Consider the following 21,019-nt stretch of genomic DNA (forward strand, 5'->3'; position numbering starts at 1 on the left):
TTTACTAGGGCTGATAGGGCCGAAGTCGGTTGTGGAATATCACACAAATTGCCTAGTGAAACCCGGTAAGCCGTCATAAAGCTTAATGAAAAAAACGTTGTAACTTGTATGATGTCACTCATCAGGGGCGATCATAAGGCTAGGCAGTTTGTTTGACTATTAGCTTGGTATGGGCATCAGGCTTATTGGTCGGTAATTTGGCGTCAAATTAATTATTATCGAGAGCTTAAGAAAGTTCTTGACTGGAATTTCTCTTAAGGATTCTAATGCGCGTACTCAGGGATAAGTGTGCGGTTGTTCACATTTTCAAAGGATTGCTAATGGCGTTGTGTGTTTACTTCAAATTATTGATTCCTCCTCTGTCTGATCTCGGATGCGATTCTCTGCGTTCTTCAGGTTTATTAAATCAGTATCTCTCTAGTTTCGTGTATTCCTCTTCTGAGGTTCAGGGCTTTTCAGGTGCATTCCGAATGTGAGTATGTCGGTGCGCTTTCGGTCTTTTCTATGCGAGTTATTTTTTCAGTAAGCTCCTGGTAATGGAGGTTTTGAAGGGTTTGGCAAGGTTTGTGCTGGCTTTCTTTCAGGAGCCAAGATTTGTAGATATCAAAGGCTTGTGAGGTGTGGCGCATGGCGCCGTGTCTGCGTATTGCTGTCTGAATTTTGTCTGAAGGTTTTCTAGCTGGTCAGTCTGGATAAAGTTAGCTCGAGATATTCAGCTGCCACTCCTAAATCTTCCTTGCCTGATTTTTGCTTGGCGATTTTTTTATGTAGGCCCAGTCTTGGAAAGATAAAAGTATCGGGTATAACAAAGACGTCAAGGAGGGCTGTTTTTCATAAACTACTCGCCAACAACTAAAACCTTACAGATAATAGCAGGATTTCCATGTTCAAATCTCCCGTGCCGGCGAAGGCGCTGCTGTGCGCCCTTGCTTTTGCCGTGATGGCAGCTAATACAGCAATGGCCAGCGAAACCAGAGCCGCTGCTTCAGACTCCGGGACTCAGACTTCCCAAAGTCGGGTCATGGTCCGAGCCGTAGAATTTAGTGGTAACCGTATATTTAATAGCGAGCAGCTCAACGCTCAGATCGCTAATGATATCGGCCGTCCGCTGAGTCTGGTCGAGATCAAAGCGCTGGCTGCTAAGATCGAGTCTTACTATCAGGCTGCCAACTACCAGTTGGTCAAGGTCGTTGTGCCGCCACAGGATTTCGCCAACCAGCCCGCTGTAAAATTGGTGGTCTTGGAGGGTTGGTTGGGCAATGTACAAGTCACCGGAGCAAAGCGTTTTTCTCCCGCGCAGGTAAGGGAAGTGCTGGTAGTGGGTGGTGTAGTTGAGGGCAAACCTTTCACTCTCGAGCAGGTGGAGCGTGCTCTGACGCGCCTGAATCGGCTATCTGGTATTGAGGTCACCTCGACTCTCAAGCCTGGTGCGCAAACTGGCTCTACCGATTTAGTGGTTGATATCACCGAAGCGCCTCGCGTCCAAGGCGCGATGGAGGCCAACAATTATGGTAGTAAAAATACTGGCGAGTACCGGCTGATGCCGACGCTGAAATTCGCCAACCTCACCGGGCGTGGAGATGAGGTCAATATTCTGGCTCTGACTTCTCTGGGAGAAGGAGATCTGTGGTATGGCTACATCGACTACAGCCTGCCGCTGAATCTGCGTGGTACCAAAGCTCGCGCCTATTTCTCGAAAGGTAACGTCGATGTCGGTAGTACCTATCGAGTGTTGAACATTGAGGGTGAGAACCAGAGTTGGGGGCTAGGTGTATCTCAGGACTTCATACGTTCTGCTCGTAGCATCGTAACGACCGAGGCCTGGCTGGAATCCCAGGATCTGGAACAGAGCATCCTCGGTGTGCGTACCGCTGAGGACAAGATTCGTAAGCTACGTTTCAGCTTGAGTCTGGACAACTCCAATCTTTATGGTCGCACGCTGGCCACCGTCGGCCTGCATTACGGCTTGGGTGAAGCCCTGGGCGGGATGAAAAACGATTCGTTGATGTCTAGCCGCTCTGCAGCCAAGGCAGACAACAACTTCACTAAATTCACCTTCGATGTCGCCCGCCTGCAGCAGATCACTCCACGTTTCCTCGTCATCCCGCGTATCGCCGGCCAGTACTCGCTGGATTCGCTGGTTTCCAGTGAGCAGTGGGGGATCGGCGGATTCAACTCCGTGGTTGGTCATGCGCCATCTACCTACTCTGGCGACGATGGTTTCACTGTCAGCATCGAAGGCCGTTATTCGTTGTTCAAGGATAGCGACCGCTATCAAGCCACTGCCCGTCTCGAGCATGGCCAGATCTGGGTGAAAGATCCTCTGATTGGTCAAGACGACCATCAGGACTTGTCCGGTGCTGCAATTGGTCTGTTGGCACGACCAATCGACAGTGTCGATGTGCGTTTGGACTTTGGTGTGCCTATTGGTGACAAGACCGAGGATGGCTCCTACGTCTACGCCCAGGCCCGCTATCACTTCTGAGTCACGGAAACCACACCAATTCGTACAGGTAAGTACCCATGTCCCGTAAAAAGAAAGGCACCAAAAAGTTTATCAAGGCGGTCTCGGTTTCTGTAATCGGCGCAAGCAGCTCGGCAGCATTGGCCGGGCCGAGTGGCGGCTCGGTAGCTGCCGGTACTATCTCCATTGGCTCAATGAGCAACAACGAGCAAGTTATCACCCAGAGCTCCGCGAAGGGGATCATCAACTGGTCCGACTTCAGCATCAATGCTGGCGAACTGGTTCGTTTCGCCCAGCAGGCTGGTAATGATTCCATCACCTTGAACCGGGTGCTAGGCAGTCAGGTCTCGAATATCCAGGGCGCTTTGCAAGCTAATGGCAACATCTTCCTGATCAACCCCAATGGGATCGTTTTCGGTTCTGGCTCTACTGTCGATGTAGCTGGCCTATTAGCCACTACGTTCAATGTGTCCGATAGTAGCTTCACCAATGGTGGGGAGCTGAGTTTCACCCAGGTTGCCAACAAAGATCTTGCTAGCATCACCAACCAAGGGCATATCACTGCCGCTAGTAACGGCTTCGTATATCTTGTAGCGCCTAAGGTTGATAACTCCGGCTATGTAATCGCCAACGTGGGACGCGTCACCATGGCAGCCGGTGATCGCTTCACCGTTAACCTCCAAGGCAGCAACCTGATCAATTTCAGTGTGTCCGCCGATACTCTGGCTGCCGCGAGCGGTGATTCCCTCAATGGTGTAAAGAACAGTGGTAAGGTTTCCGCCCAGACCGTGCTGTTACAAGGTAATTCGGCCAGTGGCCTGATGAGCTCGGTGGTCAACAATACTGGCATTATCGAAGCCACCGATCTGAACATTAAAGCGGGTGATATCGCTCAATCTGGCACCATCAAAGGTGTTGGAAACGGAGTGGCCGCTGCTACCACAGCCACCTTGAGCGCCAGCAAGACCATCACCACTGCCGGCAACGGCAGCTCTACCCGTGCGACTACTTTGAACCTGAGCGTAACGGGCGAAGGCGCCTCATTGGGTGCCGAGGGTGGAGCCCTGCGCGTCGATGCAGATGTGCTCAACGCTACCGCACAAAGTGGTCACGTGCTGGTGACCGACGTCAATGGCGGTGTTGCTTTGAATACGGTCAAGGCCGGTAGCGATGAAGCTGGTGGCAATGTCGTGATTAGCGCTCTAAACGGCAGTATCACTTCTGCTGATACTTTCAAAACCAATGTGAGCGGTCGCTCGGCCAAGCTCGTGGCCGATGGTGCCATCGGCACCGATACCGATGCAGTCAACACCAAGGTAGGGGGGCTATCCGCCTCCACCCAGAACGGCGGTATCAACGTCAAGAATACCGGTGCGCTTATCCTTGGCGACGTTATCGCTCGCGAGCAAATCTCTGTAAATGGCAATCCTTCTACTTCGGGGGCCGTCGATACTTCTGGTTCGATCACCCTAAGTGATGGCAGTACCGGCTCCAAGAATGTAAAGGTGCAGACTTCGCAAGGTTTGATTTTCACGGGTACCGTATCGGCTACAAACGGCCTCACCTTGACTTCCGATACCGCAAACCTGCTGGCGGCGCAGGACGGTACCCAACTGATCGGACGTACCCTTACCCTCTCCGCTGGTGGCGAAATTGGTGATGCGGCTCGCTCTTTAAGTATTCAGAGCAATACTGTCAATGCTGCCGCTGGCAATGGAGGCGTATTCCTGACTGAAAGCAATGGACTGACCATTGATAGCCTCGCGGCTTCCGGCACCAACAACAATGTGTCGCTCAAGACCACTCAAGGGAATATCACTGTCGGCAATATCACGGCAAATGGTGGCACCGTAGGGCTGAACGCTGACAATGGCACTATCGTAGCGACTGGTTCGGGTACCAATGTCACCGCCAAGGATCTGAAAGCCTCGAGCAAGTCCGGTATAGGTGCGTCGAACAAAGCTATAGCTACTAGCGTCGACACCATCACTGCTACCACTACCGCTGCACAGGCCGGGGCTTATCTGTCCAACGTCAAGGCTTTGACAAAACTATCGGTAACTACCCCCAATGGTGATACCAACATCGCCTTCACCGGTGGTTCGCTGATTTATAACCGTAACCTCGCTACCCTGAGTCTCAACCGAACTCAGGCGCTGGATCTCTCGTTTGCCAACACGGCTTCGGGCATGAAGCTCAATGGCATCGATGCAGGAGCCGACCAGAACGTTGCCCTGACCGCAGCAGGTGACATCACCCAGGGCAGCGGCAATGTGGTTGGTAAGAAGGTGGCGATCGATGCTTCGGGTAACGTTGGCACCGCTGATACCGCTCTGCAGACCAAGGCCAGCCAGCTTGACCTGACCAGTCGCAACGGCATCGTCAACGTCAATAATACCTCGAGTGATCTCAGCCTGACGGCTAAGGCGCGCGCTACGAATGGCGCCGTTACCATGACCCAGACCGGCAACCTAGCCGTCAATTCGGTAGTGGCCAAGCAAGCCGTCACGTTGAATGCGGGTGGCGCCGTAACCACCGACGCCGCAGCTGTAAGTATTCCAGTCTCCGCAGGCTCGTTGAGCGTCACGGCGGCGTCCATCGGTACCAGCACCAAGGCTCTGGCAAGCCAAGTCGCCAATGGTGCGGTGAGCTTGACCGCTACGGGCGGCGATATTAACTATTCCAACGTTGGTGCCATCAGTCTGCTCAACGTTCTGGCTAGCAATGGCAAGATCGCCTTCCAGAACTCCGGTGATGCGGTGGTCGATCTCGTGAAGGCTGGCAGTGCCATCAACTTCAAGGTGTCTGGCAACGTCACCGATGGTAATGGCAGCGCCGCCAACTTCATTACCAGTGGCCTGACCGCTGCGGTGAAATCCTTTGGTACTGTCGGCGATGCCATGGAAATCCAGGTGGACAACCTGGTAATAGATGCAGCCAATGGTGGCATCTACGCTCGCCAGAGTAATGGGAATCTCCTGTCCTTGGTTCAAGCTACCAGTGGTGGCAGCGGTAGCGATATTCAGATAGCCGCCGATGGCAGTATCAAGCTGGGCAACGTCAATGCCGGCGGTAACAACGTCAAGATCAGTGCCGCTGGAGGTATCGAAGACGGTCGTAGCGACACGACCGCCGCTAACGTCGTCGCTCGCTCGCTAGACATCAGCGCGCCTGGTGGCGTTGGCCGAAATGGCTCTCTGGCATTGGATGTCAGCTTCCTATCGGCTGCGGGTGGTAGCAATGGCGTGACCGCGACCAACGCTGGCGCGGTTGCCGTGAACAGCAGTTCGCTGGTGGGTAAGGGGGCGAGCGCAATCTCCATCATCGCAACCTCCATCACCGTCCTGGATAACAATGGCGGCACTACCACCATGGATAATGGTGGAACTCTGATGCTGAAGGCGACCTCTGGGAACATTGTCTTTCTCAACCAGAACGACACCATTTATCTTCCGGGTGGTGGCAGCATTACTCTAATCGCGACCTCTAGGGCCAATGCCCAGGTACCGGGTTATGACGGTGTGATCATCGCAGGCAACCTGAAGACAGACGGTGGCGATATCACCCTGCAAGCTCAGTCGAACATCACGATTGGCATGCTCGATGCGGGTACTACCGGCAACGTGACCGTTGCATCCGCAGGTGGGGTAATTCTGGATGGCAACGGTGCTGCTCAAAACATCAAAGGTAATCGGGTCAGCCTGACCGCCAGTACTCCGAACAGGCGTAGCGCGGAATTGACCCGCGATACCGCCATCGCCGAATACTCGGCGCGCGATGCCGAGGCGGCGGCCAAGCTGCTGCAACTGAACATCCTCATCCAGCAGTTGAAGGACTACGAGGCGCTCGTCACTTCAGCGACACTGCAGAACAGTCTGGCCGAGCTGACCCAGCGCCTGGCCGAAGCCTCGGCCAATGCTCAATCGGCGAAAGTGGACCAGATGTCGGGTGTGGCCGATGGTCTCAACACGGCACTGAATGCCGCTACCGTAGTGCGGAACGCCGCAGCCGTTATCGCGGGCGCCGCTCAGGCCGTGCCGTTCTCTGGCGACGCCGGTGCAGACGCCGCCTTTGCCGTAGTCGATTTGGTCATGTCTGCCGCTACGCTGGCGCTGGATAGCTATGAGCGCTATACCCTGGCGCCTGAGCAGGACAAGCTGGTCGAGCTGAACAACAATCTGGACGTGGCCAATGCGGCTATCTATACCGCTGCCACCAATCTGGCGACCACCACGGCTATTCGCGATACCACGGCAACATCCAAGGCAACCGCCGATCTGGCTGTTTTCAAAGCCAATACCGCTCGCGATGCTGCGCTGCAGGTGCGCAAGCAAGCCGTGGCTGGCTACGATCTGAATCAGCAGATCGACAGTTCCGCCGACAAGCCGCTGGGCATTACTGCCAACCGCCTGGATATCAACAATGGGGACACCATTGACTCTAGTTTGTACCTAAATTCCACAGGCAGCCTTGGGTTGGGTAACGTCACTGTCGCCGCCGGTCAGAAGATCGCTGTCGATGCCAGCACCAATGTGGGTGTGGTAGGTACCGTCAAGAGTGATACCTCCATAGACTTCAAGGCTGGTCAGGCCATTCTCGGGCAGGGCGGTACCTTGGTGACCCCGGATCTGAAAATGGTGGCTGGCAATGGCATCGGTGCCAACCAGGCTGTCAATACTCAGACGAGCCGTGTAGCGGCAGACGCGGGCGTTGGCAGTGTGGCTATCGTCAATGCCAATGGTGGCGCGTTGTTGACCATCGGTACTCAAGGCGCCGTCAAAGGTATCTCTGGTGCGGGTGACATTAGCATCACTACTGATGGTTCACTGAACATTGAACAACTGGTGAAAGACAGTACTCACACCCATACCGTCAGCCTTACCAGCACCAATGGTTCGATCAGCGATGGCAACACCGTCGAGCGCAATGTGCAGGGCGGTACCTTGGTGGCCAGAGCCGCAGGTCCCATAGACGTCGATACCGAGGTGGATACCCTCGATGTGGAAGTGCGCAGCGCCGGTAATGTCGCGGTCCGCGAAGCCAACGCTGTCAATGCTCGGAACGTCAAGACTGCCAATGGCAACATCGATGTCAAATCCAATGGTGCCATGGTTGTTGGCAGCCTGGCTGCCAGCACCGGCACCATCGATCTGCGAGCTGGTGGGGCTGTAGACGACGATCAGGACGACAGCACCCTGATCGTGGCCAAAAATCTGAACATTCAGGCTGCCGGTAGTGTCGGCGCCACGGGCAGCAATACTAATCGCCACCTGGATACCAAGGTTGAGCAGGTCAGTGTCACTGCCAGCGGTGATGTCAATCTGGCTGAAGTCGATGATCTCACCGTCGGCACCCTCGAAACCGACCAAGGTAATGTCACTGTGACCACGGGCGGCACCCTGGGCTTGGGATCTCTGACTACTGGCACCGCCAGCGACACCGTGACTCTGGTCGCCGGTAACAAGATCAGTAATGCCAGAACAGATGGTGGCGACAACATCAGCACAGCCAATTTGGCGCTGTCCGCCGCGCAGGGCATCGGTGCCGACAAAACCTTGAACGTTAAGGCCGCGCATCTGGAAGCTCATGCTGATACTGGCAGCATCAAGATCAAGGACCTGGATGGCGATTTGGTGATTGGGGGCGTTACCCCGAATCTGGGGCACGTCGCCATCTCCGGTGTTAACACCAACGGCGGGAACATTGAAGTCGGTACTGTTGGCAACCTGACGGTCGATGAAGGCGTGATCAACACCGCTGCCGGTAAGATCGACCTCCAGGCGGGTGGCAACCTCCAGCAGAACGTTAATGTTCAGACTGCCAATGGTGACCTTTCCGTTGGGGCTGGTAGCGATCTCACCATGCTGTCCGGTACTCAGGCCATCTCTCAAGGTACTGGTAACGTCACCTATAGCGCTGGCCAGAATGCCAATCTAGAGCGTGTGACTACCAACTCCGGCAAGATCGAGCTGGCCACCGTGATCGGTGACCTGACTCAGAACGCGCTGGTGCAAACCGGTGCCGGCAATATCACTGCTAAGGCTGGTCGTGACTTGCTGATGGCCTCTGGTGTCCATACCAAGGTCTTGGGCAGCGGCAATATCTCTTATAGCGCAGGTCGCAATGCTAGCTTGGAGCAGTTGACCACGAACGGCGGCAACATCGCGCTAAGCGCCGCTCAGGGCAATCTGACCCAGCACAAGCTAGTGCAGACCGGTACGGGCGACATCACCGCCAGTGCCGCAGGCAACCTGACCACCGAAGACACCACAGCAGTACTGGGTGCTGGCAACATCAACTACAGCGCGGGCGGTAACGCCAGCTTGCAGCAGATGCTCACCGGCAGCGGCAACATCGAGCTGGCCACTGCGATCGGTGACCTGACTCAGAACGCACTGGTGCAAACCGGTGCCGGCAATATCACTGCTAAGGCCGGTCGTGACCTGCTGATGGCCTCTGGTGTCCATACCAAGGTCTTGGGCAGCGGCAATATCTCTTATAGCGCAGGTCGCAATGCTAGCTTGGAGCAGTTGACCACGAACGGCGGCAACATCGCGCTAAGCGCCGCTCAGGGCAATCTGACCCAGCACAAGCTAGTGCAGACCGGTACGGGCGACATCACCGCCAGTGCCGCAGGCAACCTGACCACCGAAGACACCACAGCAGTACTGGGTGCTGGCAACATCAACTACAGCGCGGGCGGTAACGCCAGCTTGCAGCAGATGCTCACCGGCAGCGGCAACATCGAGCTGGCCACTGTGATCGGTGACCTGACTCAGAACGCACTGGTGCAAACCGGTGCCGGCAATATCACTGCTAAGGCCGGTCGTGACCTGCTGATGGCCTCTGGTGTCCATACCAAGGTCTTGGGCAGCGGTAATATCTCTTATAGCGCAGGTCGTAATGCTAGCTTGGAGCAGTTGACCACCACCGTTGGCAACATCACGCTAAGCGCCGCTCAGGGCAATCTGACCCAGCACAAGTTGGTGCAGACCGGCGCGGGCGATATCACCGCCAGCGCCGCAGGTAACCTGACTACCGAAGACACCACAGCAGTACTGGGTGCTGGCAACATCAACTACAGCGCGGGCGGTAACGCCAGCTTGCAGCAGATGCTCACCGGCAGCGGCAATATCGAGCTGGCCACCGTGATCGGTGACCTGACTCAGAACGCGCTGGTGCAAACCGGTGCCGGCAATATCACTGCTAAGGCCGGTCGTGACCTGCTGATGGCCTCTGGTGTCCATACCAAGGTCTTGGGTAGCGGCAACGTCAGCTACACTGCAGGTGGGAATGGGAACCTTGAGAATCTGGCGACTGATAGTGGTAACGTCATACTCTCGGTTCGCGGTAACTTGGTGCAGAGCGGTAGTGTAGCCACCACCGCGGGCAATCTATCAGCGGATGCTTTGGGTGATCTGACCATGAACGTGGGGTCGCTGGCTCAGGTGATGGGTCAAGGCAATGTGAACTACAGTGCAGGTGGAAACCTGCTCCTCGATCAGGTCCGTACTGCAAATGGTGATGTGCAGCTGACTGCCAAAGCGGGTGATATTCAGGTCCAGGGTAGTTCAGCACGCAATATTACTGCCAAACAGCTGACTGCCAATGCCGCTGGTAACATTGGAACCAACGATCCGCTGCGTACTGATGTCGATACCTTGGTCGCCACGGCTACGAATGGCTCGATCATGGTTAATGAGGGCGGTGCCCTCACAATCGATACAGTAGTAGCGGCTAACGGTAAAGTTGCAGTTAGCGCTGGCGATGTTGCTATCAAGCAATTGCAAGGTGCTGATGTCGTGCTGAATTCGAGCGGTCAGGTAGTTACCGTCGACGGTGGCCTGGTCAAAGGTGGCACTCTGGACGTCAATGCCGTGAGCGGGGTAAACCTGCATACTGCGCTTGACCGAGCGACGGTATCGGTCAATGGCACTGGTGGTCTGGCATTGACGGAGGATGATGGCATTACGCTGGCCAGATTGAATACTGCCGATGGTGACATCAGTATCAATGCTGGCGGCAACATTGGCGTCAATAGTGTCGATGCGGGTAACCGCAATGTCAGTCTTACCTCCTCCAGCGGTTCGATCGTTTCGCGTCTATTGGCGCAAGTTGCACAACTTGTCGGAATCTCGGGCAACCGAATCGAACTCAACGCTGCCACTGGGTTGGGTAACGACTCGCAGGGATCTCTGCAGCTTCAGGGGAACACCCTTGCCGCTCGTACTGCGCTGAGTGACGTAAACCTGTCGCAAAGCAAGAGCGCTGTGCTGGAGCAGATCGGTACCGGCAATGGCAACCTCCAGGTGAGTGTCGCCAACGGCGATGCTGTCTTGGGACAAATCAGCGCCAGTGGCAAGGCGACCCTGTCTGCCGACAATGGTCGACTTGTTGATGATGGCAATGCTGCCACCCGTGTTCAGTCAAATGACTTGAACCTGACCTCCCGCAACGGTATTGGAGTGCAGACTCAAGCCAGTCGTATCAATGCCCAAGTCAGCGAAAGTGGCAGTGTCGATATCGATGAGCTCGATGGTTTGGATCGCTTGACCGTGAACAGTGCTAGCGGCGACGTGGCGGCCGTCAGCCGTACCGGCAATCTTGAAGTCGATGTGATCAATGCCAACGGCCACTCGGTCAGCCTGAATGCCGGCGGGGGCGCCATTCATGATGCCAACAACAATGCGGTTAGCAATGTGAGTGCAGAGAGCGCGAACCTCATTGCCGCAAGTGGTATTGGTCAAGTTGGCAATCCCTTCGAGGTCAATGTGCGGACGCTGTCGGTCAACGCCGGTAACGGTGGCGCTTTCCTGAACAGCACGTCGACTACCGCTCTGGATCTCGGATCGCTTTCTGCTGCTCAAGGTGACATTGCCCTGACTACCGCCGGTGATCTGAACGTTAAGGGTACTGTGAACAACCGAGGGGCAGGCAACATTTTCCTGAGTGGGGCCAATGTCACACAGCGTGCGACTATCGCCACTAGTGGTCTAGGCAATGTCACAGTGAAGGGTACGGGTAATGTGGCGATGGATTCCAATGCGGTTACCACTACCGACAGCGGTACTGTCAGCTATCAAGGTGGTCAGTCCATCCAGGTCGGATCGGTTCAGACATCCAACGCCAATGGTGGCGGTAAGGTAATCTTCGTTGCGCCTCAGGTACTGGACAATATGCCGGGCGTTGCCAACGTTCGTGCTTGGCAAGTGTCTTTGAATACGGGTAGTCGCAGCGATGGTTTGGTCGAGGCGCTGGTTGGGGATGTGAATCAGTCTGCACGCATCGACCTTGGGAGTCGCGTAATCGGTGGAAGCCTCGCTGAAAGTCGCCGATTCATGGAAGCATTGCTGCAACCGACAGTTATGAAGGAGAGTGGAGTAACACCGAACCTATTCAATGTAGGGGTGGTTTCTCCTCAGCAATTTAGTGTAAATAAAGGCTTTGTTGAGCGAGATGATGGTGTGATGATTTATAATAATTAAGCTTTCCCCTGTTAAAATAAAAAGGCTGCCCGAAGGATCGGGCAGCCTTTTTATTTGGCTCGAATTCAAGGTCGTCTGAGTCGAATTGGCACTAACTCAAGATTAGGGGTACACCTGTTTCAGTCGCTCTTTGAGCGTAGTCAGGCTCTGGCAAGAAATGACCGCTATACTCTCCGCAATAGCCGTTTGAGACTCGTGTCGGCGAACCTCTATGTTATGCAAGAGGAGAATTTCTATGTCCTTTTAGGATGGAACGTCATTCTGGAAAATCTGGGATCGCTGATCTTTGGAAAATCCAAAGCGATATTTGAGCATTTATTGGGACGGGCTCGACGTAAATACATCCGCGACGATTACGTAACCAATGACTGGAAAAAAGCCTGGGCTAGAGCCGCCGGGGAGGACAGCCAGTGAGTCAAGATCGGCGCGGACTATGTGCTGATCAAGCGCAGCAATGGCGTCATCGACAAGATCGTCAAGGCCAAGCCCTGAGTCTCATCGCCAGGGGGCGAGTCTGTGCCCCCTGGTATTCATCCTACTGAAGCGTCATGCTGAAACGCCCATCAGGAGTTCCAGCATGACCACCGAAATCCGTGTAGTCGCCATCCTGCAGGCTCAGCCGGGCCAGGCCGAAGCGGTCGAGCGGGCGTTGCGCGCCATCGTCGCGCCCTCGCGTGCCGAAGCGGCTTGCTACTTCTATACGCCCCATCACGATCCGAGCCACCCGGGCCGCTATGTCTTCATCGAGCGCTGGGCCAGCCGCGAAGCCCTCGCCGAGCACGAGCAGACCGCGCACTTCAAGCAGTTGCTGACCGACCTCGACGGCCTGCTCGCCGAGCCGCCGCAGATCATGATCCTGGAAGAATTGCCGCTGGCTTAAGGCAAACGACATCGGCCTGTCATTCGACTAGGCCACCCTGAGCCTCTTTTCCTGGAGGCCCGGATGAACACCTCAAGACGTCAAGCGCTCGGTCTACTCGGTTTAGGCCTGAGTGCTGCCTGGTTCGCCGGTTGCAGCGCGCGCGAGCCGCAGCCGGATCCCTTCACCCTGGGCGTCGCCAGCGGCGATCCAACCGCCGAGGGCTTCGTCATCTGGACCCGGCTAGCGCCCGATCCACTCGCCGCAGACGGCTTGGGCGGCCTGCATAGCCCGGTCGAGGCCCAATGGGAGGTGGCCCTGGACCCCGGCCTGCGCCAGGTGGTGCAACGGGGCGTGGCCGTGGCGCTGCCGCAGACGGCCTTCAGCGTACCGGTCACCGTCGCGGGCCTGGCACCGGGGCGTCCGTACTGGTATCGCTTCACCGCCCTGGGTCACCAGAGCCGGATCGGTCGGGCCACTACCTTGCCGCCGCTGGCCAGCGCCCCGGAGCGCCTGAAGCTGGTCGTGGCTTCTTGCTCGCATTATGAGAACGGCTTCTTCAGTGCCTATCGGCACATGGCCGAAGAGAACGCTGACTTGGCGCTGTTCCTCGGCGATTACATCTATGACAGCAACTTTCCCCTGACCACCCAGGCGGTGCGTCGCCATGGCATGCCGCCGGCCACCGATCTGGTGGGCTATCGCCGGCGCCATGCCCTGTACCGGACCGATCCCGACCTGCAGCGACTGCATGCCGAGCTGACCTGCCTGATGACCTGGGACGACCACGAGGTACAGAACGACTACGCCGGACCCTGGCCGGCCAATCCCCATATCAACCTGGCCACCTTTGCCTTGCAGCGCCAGGCGGCCTACCAGGCCTTTCGCGAGCATGCGCCGCTGCGGGCCTGGCGGAGCCAGGGCACGGGCTTGCGTCTCTATGATCGCTTCAATTTCGGTCAGTTGGCGCAGATTCACCTGCTCGATGGCCGCCAGTACCGCAGCGAGCCGGCCTGTGCGACGGACCGGACCCGTGGCGGCCATCTGGTCGCTGCGGATTGTCCCGGCCGCAACGACGGGACGCGCAGCATGCTCGGCGAGGCTCAGGAGCGTTGGTTGATGGAGGGCTTCCGCCGCAGTTCCGCACGCTGGAATCTGATCGCCCAGGACGTACTAATGGCGCCCCTGCGCCAGCGCCTACCCAACGGCGAGCCGGGACGCTGGACCGATGGCTGGGACGGCTATCCCGCCACGCGGGCGCGGTTGCTACAGGGCGTGGCCAGCAGCCGCGTCGCCAATCCGGTGACCCTGGGCGGCGACAGCCATTCCTTCTGGGTCAATGACCTGCACCTGGACGCCGAGGACGAACGCACGCCGGTGGTGGCTACCGAGTTCATCGGGACGTCGATCACTTCCAACGGCCCGGATTACGCAGAGTTCGCGAAATTGCGCCCGGAGAATCCACAGATCCGCTTCTTCGAGAGTCGCCTGCGCGGCTACCTGGCGCTGGATATCACCCGGGAGCGGTTGCAGGCGGAGCTGCGTACCATTACCGACCGCACCCGCCCGGATGCGGAGCGCGGCACCCTGGCGCGTTTCGTGGTGGAGGCGGGACGGCCGGGGGCCATTCCCGCCTAACGGATCAGACGAACAGCGACAACAGCATGATGAAGGCCAGGGCCACCACCGAGAGGATGGTTTCCATCATCGACCAGGTCTTGAAGGTCTCGGCCACGGTCATGTTGAAGTACTGCTTCACCAGCCAGAAGCCGGCGTCGTTGACGTGGGAGAGGATCACCGAACCGGCACCTGCGGCCAGCACCAGCAGTTCCTTGTTCACGCCCGGCACCAGGGCCACCACGGGGGCGACGATGCCGGCGCCGGTGATGGTCGCCACGGTGGCGGAACCGGTGGCCACGCGGATCACCGCCGCCACCAGCCAGGTCAGCAGGATCGGCGAGATCTGGGTTTGCACCGCCAGGTTGCCGATCACCTCACCGACACCGCTGGCCACCAGCATCTGCTTGAAGCCACCGCCGGCGCCGACGATCAGCACGATGGCCGCCACCGGCGCCAGGCTCTGGTCGAGCAGCTTGACGATCTTCTCGCGGGAGAAGCCGCAGGCGGTGCCGAAGCTGTAGAAGCTCAGCAGCAGGGCGGCGAGCAGGGCGGTGATGGGATGGCCGATGAAGTCCATCCAGATGCGGAAGTGGTTGTCGGCGGCGAAGAAGATGTCGGCGAAGGCCTTGAGCAGCATCAGGATCACCGGCAGCAGCACGGTGAAAACTGTGATGCCGAAGCCCGGCAGGTTGCGGTTGTCGGTCTCCTGGGCGATCTGGGCGACCAGTTCGGGGTTGGCCGAACCGGGAATGCGCTTGGAGATCCAGGCGCCGAAGATGGGGCCGGCGATCATGGCGGTGGGCAGGCCGACGATCAGGCCGTAGAAGATGGTCTTGCCGATGTCGGCACCGAACACCCCGACCGCCAGCAGCGGACCCGGATGCGGCGGCACCAGGCCATGCACGGCGGACAGACCCGCCAGCAGCGGGATGCCCAGCTTGACCAGCGACAGCCCGGTGCGACGGGCGACGATGAACACCAGGGGCGCCAGCAGCACGAAGCCGATCTCGAAGAACAGCGGGATGCCCACCAGGAAGGCGGCGAACATCATTGCCCAGTGCACGCGCTTGATGCCGAAGGCGCGGATCAGCGTCTGGGCGATCTGGTCGGCGCCGCCGGAATCGGCCATCAGTTTGCCGAGCATGGTGCCGAGGCCCAGCAGGATGCCGACGAAGCCGAGCACGCCGCCGAAGCCGTCCTGGAAGGATTTCATGACCTTTTCCACCGGCATGCCGGAGGTCAGGCCGAGAAAGCCCGAGGCGATGGTCAGGGCGATGAAGGGATGGACCTTGAACTTGGTGATCAAGAGCACCAGGCCGATGATGGTCACCAGGGCGTCGAGCAAAAGAAAGCTGTTGTGGTCCATGCCGAACATGGCGCCTCTCCTATTGTTGTTGTGAGGGATTGCTTGGGTAGCGCTGTCTCGTCAGGCCGGTTGAGCCAGCCGAGCCGAGGTGCTCCACCAGGCCGAGACCTGCTGGCCAATGGCGGACAAGGGGTTGCGAGCGTCCACTACCAGCGTAGTCGCTTCACCGTGTGGCGCTTCCAGGGCGGCGAACTGGCTATCGATCAGGCTGGCGGGCATGAAGTGGCCCGGGCGATTGGCGACGCGCTGGGCAGCGGTCTCGCGGGTCAGTTCGAGGAAGACGAAACCGAGGCCGGGCACGGCCTGGCGCAGTTGGTCGCGATAGCGGCGCTTGAGTGCGGAGCAGGTGAGCACCGGGCGTTCACCAGCGGCCACGGCGGCGGCCAGCTCTTCGCCCAGGCGGGTCAACCAGCCGGCGCGGTCCGCGTCGTCGAGGGGAATCCCGGCGCTCATCTTGGCGATGTTGGCTGGGGGGTGGAAGGCGTCGCCTTCGATCAGGCGGCCACCGTCCTGCTGGGCGATGGCGGCGCCGACGCTGCTCTTGCCGCAGCCTGCGACGCCCATGACCACCAGCGCGGGAATGGGAGTGTTCATCATCACCTCCGGTCTGGAGACAGCGCTACCCCGAAAGGATAAAAAGGGCGCGGCTTCCAGTTCTTGTCGATCTTGTTAGGGCCGAATGCCGATGGGCTGCATCAGCGCGCATCAGGCTTGTAGTGTCTGGTGAGACAGCGCTACCTTAGGCGGGTTCTCCGTCTCTGACAAGCCTGAAACCATAACAATGAAGCGAACGGGTTCTCGTAGTTCCGGTCGGCCCACCCTCACCGAGGTGGCGCTGCAGGCCGGTGTTTCCCCCATTACCGCCTCGCGCGTCCTACGCGGGGTCGCCACCGTGGCGCCCGAGTTGGTCACCCGGGTGCAAGAGGCCGCCGCCCAGCTCGGCTACGTCACCAATCCGGCCGCTCGCGCCCTGGCCTCGGCCCAGGGGCACTCGGTGGTGGTGCTGGTGCCCTCGCTTTCCAACCATCTGTTCATCGAGCCGCTGGAGGCCATCCACGAGGTCTTGCGGCCGCGTGGGCTGGAGGTGCTGATCGGCAATTACCACTACGATCCCGAGGAAGAGGAGAAGCTGATCCGCAACTACCTGGCCTACCAGCCGCGGGGCCTGTTGCTGACCGGTTTCGACCGCACCGATACCGCGCGCCAGCTGCTGGCGGCCAGTGGCGTGCCGCGGGTGCACATGATGGAACTGGATCCGGCCGGTACGGTGCCCAGCGTGGGCTTTTCCCAGCATGCGGCCGGGGCGGCGGCGGCGCGCCATCTGTTGGCCGCCGGCCGCAAGCGGCTGGGCTATGTCGCCGCCCAGCTCGATCCCCGGGCGCTGGCGCGGGGCGAAGGCTTTCGCGAGGTGCTGCGCGAGGCGGGCTGCTACGACCCGAGCCTGGACGTGCTGGATGCCCAGCCTTCGTCCGTGGGCCTGGGTGCCCAGCAGTTCCGCGAGTTGCTGGCGCGGCGGCCCGATGTCGACGGCCTATTCTTCTGCAACGACGACCTGGCCCAGGGCGCGCTGTTCGAGGCGCAGCGCCTGGGCATCGCCATTCCCGAGCGGATTTCGGTGATCGGCTTCAACGATCTGCCCGGCTCGGCGCATACGGTGCCGCGGCTGTCGTCCATCCAGACGCCGCGAGCAGCGGTGGGGCGCCAGGCGGCGACCCTGTTGCTGGGCCTGCTCGATGGCCGCAGCCAGCCGACTTCGGTGGATCTGGGGTTCGAGCTGGTGAGTCGGGAAAGCGTCTAGTCCCCGGGCTCAGGCCTGGGCGGCATGAGCAAGACTGGGAAAGACGAGGGTGAAGCGGGTGCAGCCTTCTGCCGAGGTGCAGTGGATGCTGCCGCCGTGGGACTCCATCAGGGAGCGGGCGATGGCCAGCCCCAGCCCGGCATTGCCCTGGCCTTCCCGGCGGGCCGGATCGCCGCGATAGAAGCGGTCGAAGAGATGGTCGAGGTGTTCGGGCGCTATGGTCCGCCCCGGATTTTCCACCGCCAGCTCCACCTGTTGCCCACGCTCCGCGAGGCTGACGAAGATCCGTCCGCCGCCCGGGGTGTAGCGCAGTGCATTGGACAGCAGGTTGGCGACCACCTGCTGGATCATGACGCTGTCGGCGAGCACCCGGCCGTCACCGCTCAGGTGCAGTTCGACGCCCTGGTCCTCGGCGAGCAGTTCGTAGTAGTCGAAGAGTTTCTGCACCACGGTCCGCAACTCCAGTGGCTGACGGTCGAGGGCGATCAGGCCGTGATCCGCCTTGGCCAGCAGCAACAGGCGGTCGATGAGGATCGACAGTCGATTCAATTCTTCCAGGTTGGATTGCAGATTCTCTTCGTAGACCTCGGGCGTCCGCGGCTGCGCCAGCACCACCTCGGTATGGGTGCGCAGGTTGCTGATCGGGGTGCGCAATTCGTGGGCGATATCGGCCGAGAAGTTGGAGAGGCGCCCGAAGGAGTTGTCCAGGCGCCCGAGCATGGCATTGAAGGCCATGATGAGCTCGCGCAATTCGTCGGGTACGGGTGCGAGAGGGATCTGGCGCTTCAGCGAGCCCGCCGACATGGAAGCGGCCGTGTGGGTGACCGTCCTGACCGGCTTGAGTCCGTTACGGGCGACCAACCACCCCAGCGCGGCGCTCAGCAGGGTGCTGGCGCCCAGCACGATCCAGAACCAGCGCTGGAGCACGGTGAAGAAATGCGCGTGGGTGGTGACGTCCAGCAGCAGCCAGAGGGTGAGGGGCGGCGTGCCTGCCGCCAGAGTCAGCGGCGCGCTGATGGCCTTGTAGCGGTGATGACCCTGCACCCACTCCCAGGTGCCGTCGCCCTGGCGCTCCCGCTCGACGGGGGGCAGCGTGGCGCCGGCCGGCTCGGTGAAATAGGGGGAGCCATCGGCGGCGAGCACCAGCACGGTGAGGTCCGGATGGGCACCCAGCAGGGTGTGCCAGCGGGCACGCAGCTCGTCCGGGTCGGCGGCGGACTCGCTGGCGATCCGGTTGACGGCGGCCAGCTTTTCCCTGAGGACCTGGGTATCCAGGGCGTGGAAGTGATGGCGACTCAGGGCCTCGAAGGCCAGCCCGACGACGACGAGTACGACGGCGACCGCGGCCACGAACAGCAGGCTCAGGCGCAGGGTGAGAGAACCCGGTTTCATGACGCCTCCGGGGCCTCCAACCGATAGCCCAGGCCGCGGCAGGTATGCAGCAGCTTGACCGGGAAGTCGTCATCGATCTTGGCGCGCAGGCGGCGAATGGCCACCTCGATGACGTTGGTGTCGCTCTCGAAATGCATGTCCCAGACGCCGGCGGCGATCAGGGATTTGGACAGTACCTCGCCGCGACGGCGCATGAAGAATTCCAGCAACTCCAGTTCCCTGGTCGTCAGGTTGATGCGCTGCTCGCCACGGGATACCCGTCGGCTGAGCAGATCGAGGTGCAGGTCTCCCACGCTGAGCGAGGTGTTGAGTTGTGCCCCCTTCGCCCGCCGCAGCAGGGTACGGATGCGGGCCAGCAATTCGGTGAAGGCGAAGGGTTTCACCAGGTAGTCGTCGCCGCCCAGTTCGAGGCCCTTGACCCGGTCTTCGATGCCGTCGCGTGCGGTCAGGAACAGCACGGGAAAGGTCCGGCCCGCCGCGCGCAGACGCCGGATGACCTCCCAGCCGTCCAGGCCGGGCAGCATCACGTCCAGGATCAGCAGGTCGTAGGGGTGCTCCAGCGCCAGCTCGAGTGCCTCGCTGCCGGTGGTCACGCGATCCACGGTGAAACCCGCTTCACGCAGACCCTGCTGGAGATAGATGCCGGTCTTGGGCTCGTCTTCGGCGATCAGGAGTGACACGTGGGGCCTCGAGGTACGCAAGCTGTGGGAATTGAAGCGGATGGCGGCATCAGGCCTGGGGATCCGGATCGAGTGTACCGAGCCAGGCGACCAACGCGAGTATGACAACGGCGGCTGCCAGTTCTAGGCCGATGCTCAGCCGCAGCCGACGGACTGCCCAGGCGGGGCCCCGGCTGTCCATTGTCGCGGCGAGGGCGGGCGTCAGCCACCAGCGATTGAGCGTCGCCAGGCCGAGCATGGCCAGGAATAGGCCGAGCTTACCGAGCAACAGGACGCCATAGCGACCCTCCAGCAGGGGCGCCAGCCGTGGACCGACGATGAACAGGTACTTGACCAGGCCGGTCGCTGCCGCCAGGGCCACGAACAGGGCTCCGGCCGTGCTGAATCCGGCCAGAGATCGGGCCAGGCGCCGCGTCGCCGGCCCCTCCGTCGGCGGCCCGCTGAACAAGAGCCAGGCGAAGGCCAGCAGCGCCCCGAACCAGCCAGCGGATACCCAGAGGTGAACGAGGGTGGCGCCGAGGTGCCAGAGGCGCCTTGGGGCGTCATCCATGACGCCATGGCCTGCCCAGGCCAGGGTGGCGAGGGCGGCGGCACCCAGCACCGCGATGCCTAGCAGGCTGGCGCTCGGCGAGCGGCGGTAGGCCAGGCAGGCGAGCAATACACCCAATAGCGCCGCCAGCCGTACCAGGCTGGCCAGGCCCGCAGCGGTCTGGGTCGCCACCAGCGGCACCTGGGGCCAGGCCTCCGCCCAGGCGCTGGCCCCGCTCAAGACGGTGGCCAGTTGCAGCAGGGCGAGCGCCGAGAGCGGTAGGGCGAGCCCGGCGCAGGCGGCCAGCAGCGGGGTGAACGGCAGGACCACGCCCGAGCGCCGCGCGGAGCGGTCGAGTCCATAGAGGCCGAACAGGGCCAGCCCGAATAGCGCCATGAGCACGGCGTACAGGCTACCTCTGAGGGCGATACTCCAGGGGTCGGCCACCTCAGCGGATCTTGAAGGTCAGGCTACCGGTCACGGGATGGGTGTCCGCCGAGACGGCGCGCCAATCGACCCGATAGGTACCGTCCGCCAGAGGGGCTGCGGGCGTGATCAGCATGACCTTGGGATTGTCGCTGCCGGAGACGGTCGCCTTGACCGGCATCGGTGGATGCTCCATGCCGGGCATGGCGGTCATGCTGAGCTTGGCGCCGGAGAACTGGCTGACCAGGTTCTCGGAGAAGTGCAGTTCGATGCGTGCGGGGGCGGCGCCTTCGCTGCGGTCGGCCGGGGTGGCGGAGAGCAGCTTGGGATGGGCCAGCGCCGCGGCACCCAGGCCTGACAGCAGGAGGACGGCGAACGTCCGCAGCAGAGGATTGGACAT

The 21,019-nt window shown here is 60.0% G+C and carries 12 protein-coding genes; 6 read left to right on the top strand and 6 right to left on the bottom strand.

What is annotated here, in order from left to right:
- Positions 1 to 883 precede the first annotated feature (883 nt).
- The 5 genes from CCZ28_RS23170 to CCZ28_RS23190 all read left to right on the top strand — a co-directional run bounded on the left by CCZ28_RS23170 (position 884) and on the right by CCZ28_RS23190 (position 14,446).
- Entirely contained in the window at positions 884 to 2,485 is a 1,602-nt protein-coding gene (locus tag CCZ28_RS23170; protein WP_140221077.1) for a ShlB/FhaC/HecB family hemolysin secretion/activation protein, read from the top strand.
- A 38-nt stretch (positions 2,486 to 2,523) separates the two neighbouring features.
- A complete protein-coding gene (locus tag CCZ28_RS23175) occupies positions 2,524 to 11,949 on the top strand; it encodes a two-partner secretion domain-containing protein (RefSeq protein WP_140221078.1) in 9,426 nt (3,141 codons plus the stop codon).
- Between the two features lie 216 nt (positions 11,950 to 12,165).
- The gene (locus tag CCZ28_RS24595) at positions 12,166 to 12,363 is read left to right on the top strand and encodes a hypothetical protein (protein ID WP_205894614.1); all 198 of its coding nucleotides are present in this window, start codon (positions 12,166 to 12,168) and stop codon (positions 12,361 to 12,363) included.
- A gap of 163 nt (positions 12,364 to 12,526) precedes the next feature.
- On the top strand, positions 12,527 to 12,829 hold the full coding sequence (locus CCZ28_RS23185; RefSeq protein ID WP_140221079.1) for a putative quinol monooxygenase: 303 nt from the start codon (positions 12,527 to 12,529) through the stop codon (positions 12,827 to 12,829).
- A gap of 63 nt (positions 12,830 to 12,892) precedes the next feature.
- Positions 12,893 to 14,446: an alkaline phosphatase D family protein gene (locus tag CCZ28_RS23190; protein ID WP_140221080.1), complete on the top strand. Its 1,554-nt coding sequence runs from the start codon at positions 12,893 to 12,895 to the stop codon at positions 14,444 to 14,446.
- A gap of 4 nt (positions 14,447 to 14,450) precedes the next feature.
- Here the strand turns inward: CCZ28_RS23190 and CCZ28_RS23195 are convergent, their stop codons facing one another.
- Both CCZ28_RS23195 and CCZ28_RS23200 read right to left on the bottom strand, forming a co-directional pair.
- Positions 14,451 to 15,803 (bottom strand): GntP family permease, encoded by a 1,353-nt coding sequence (locus tag CCZ28_RS23195; RefSeq protein ID WP_140221081.1) that lies wholly within the window; start codon positions 15,801 to 15,803, stop codon positions 14,451 to 14,453.
- Positions 15,804 to 15,854: 51 nt separating this feature from the next.
- Positions 15,855 to 16,388 carry a gluconokinase gene (locus CCZ28_RS23200; protein WP_140221082.1) on the bottom strand — a complete coding sequence of 178 codons (534 nt, stop codon included), beginning with the start codon at positions 16,386 to 16,388 and terminating at the stop codon, positions 15,855 to 15,857.
- Between the two features lie 187 nt (positions 16,389 to 16,575).
- Between CCZ28_RS23200 and CCZ28_RS23205 the strand changes: the two genes are divergently transcribed.
- The gene (locus CCZ28_RS23205; protein ID WP_140221083.1) at positions 16,576 to 17,592 is read left to right on the top strand and encodes a LacI family DNA-binding transcriptional regulator; all 1,017 of its coding nucleotides are present in this window, start codon (positions 16,576 to 16,578) and stop codon (positions 17,590 to 17,592) included.
- Positions 17,593 to 17,601: 9 nt separating this feature from the next.
- On the opposite strand, the gene CCZ28_RS23210 is transcribed toward CCZ28_RS23205, so the two are convergent.
- Genes CCZ28_RS23210 through copC form a run of 4 tightly spaced genes read right to left on the bottom strand, consistent with a single transcriptional unit; the run spans position 17,602 to position 21,019 of the window.
- On the bottom strand, positions 17,602 to 18,984 hold the full coding sequence (locus tag CCZ28_RS23210; protein WP_167509274.1) for a heavy metal sensor histidine kinase: 1,383 nt from the start codon (positions 18,982 to 18,984) through the stop codon (positions 17,602 to 17,604).
- Complete coding sequence (locus CCZ28_RS23215; RefSeq protein WP_140221084.1) at positions 18,981 to 19,664, bottom strand: heavy metal response regulator transcription factor; 684 nt, start codon at positions 19,662 to 19,664, stop codon at positions 18,981 to 18,983. The genes CCZ28_RS23210 and CCZ28_RS23215 overlap by 4 nt, the downstream gene beginning before the upstream one ends.
- 49 nt (positions 19,665 to 19,713) lie before the next feature.
- Positions 19,714 to 20,640 (bottom strand): copper homeostasis membrane protein CopD, encoded by a 927-nt coding sequence (gene copD / locus CCZ28_RS23220; RefSeq protein WP_140221085.1) that lies wholly within the window; start codon positions 20,638 to 20,640, stop codon positions 19,714 to 19,716.
- Between the two features lies 1 nt (position 20,641).
- Positions 20,642 to 21,019, bottom strand: coding sequence for a copper homeostasis periplasmic binding protein CopC (gene copC / locus CCZ28_RS23225; protein ID WP_140221086.1), 378 nt, complete (start codon positions 21,017 to 21,019; stop codon positions 20,642 to 20,644).

This window comes from Pseudomonas oryzihabitans (assembly GCF_006384975.1).
GTDB classification, from domain to species: Bacteria; Pseudomonadota; Gammaproteobacteria; order Pseudomonadales; family Pseudomonadaceae; genus Chryseomonas; species Chryseomonas psychrotolerans_B.

Excerpts from the sequence above, each read along its gene's own strand:
- CCZ28_RS23170 (WP_140221077.1), top strand. The coding sequence starts at position 884 with ATGTTCAAATCTCCCGTGCCGGCGAAGGCGCTGCTGTGCGCCCTTGCT.
- CCZ28_RS23175 (WP_140221078.1), top strand. The coding sequence starts at position 2,524 with ATGTCCCGTAAAAAGAAAGGCACCAAAAAGTTTATCAAGGCGGTCTCG.
- CCZ28_RS24595 (WP_205894614.1), top strand. The coding sequence starts at position 12,166 with ATGCAAGAGGAGAATTTCTATGTCCTTTTAGGATGGAACGTCATTCTG.
- CCZ28_RS23185 (WP_140221079.1), top strand. The coding sequence starts at position 12,527 with ATGACCACCGAAATCCGTGTAGTCGCCATCCTGCAGGCTCAGCCGGGC.
- CCZ28_RS23190 (WP_140221080.1), top strand. The coding sequence starts at position 12,893 with ATGAACACCTCAAGACGTCAAGCGCTCGGTCTACTCGGTTTAGGCCTG.
- CCZ28_RS23195 (WP_140221081.1), bottom strand. The coding sequence starts at position 15,803 with ATGTTCGGCATGGACCACAACAGCTTTCTTTTGCTCGACGCCCTGGTG.
- CCZ28_RS23200 (WP_140221082.1), bottom strand. The coding sequence starts at position 16,388 with ATGAACACTCCCATTCCCGCGCTGGTGGTCATGGGCGTCGCAGGCTGC.
- CCZ28_RS23205 (WP_140221083.1), top strand. The coding sequence starts at position 16,576 with ATGAAGCGAACGGGTTCTCGTAGTTCCGGTCGGCCCACCCTCACCGAG.
- CCZ28_RS23210 (WP_167509274.1), bottom strand. The coding sequence starts at position 18,984 with ATGAAACCGGGTTCTCTCACCCTGCGCCTGAGCCTGCTGTTCGTGGCC.
- copC (WP_140221086.1), bottom strand. The coding sequence starts at position 21,019 with ATGTCCAATCCTCTGCTGCGGACGTTCGCCGTCCTCCTGCTGTCAGGC.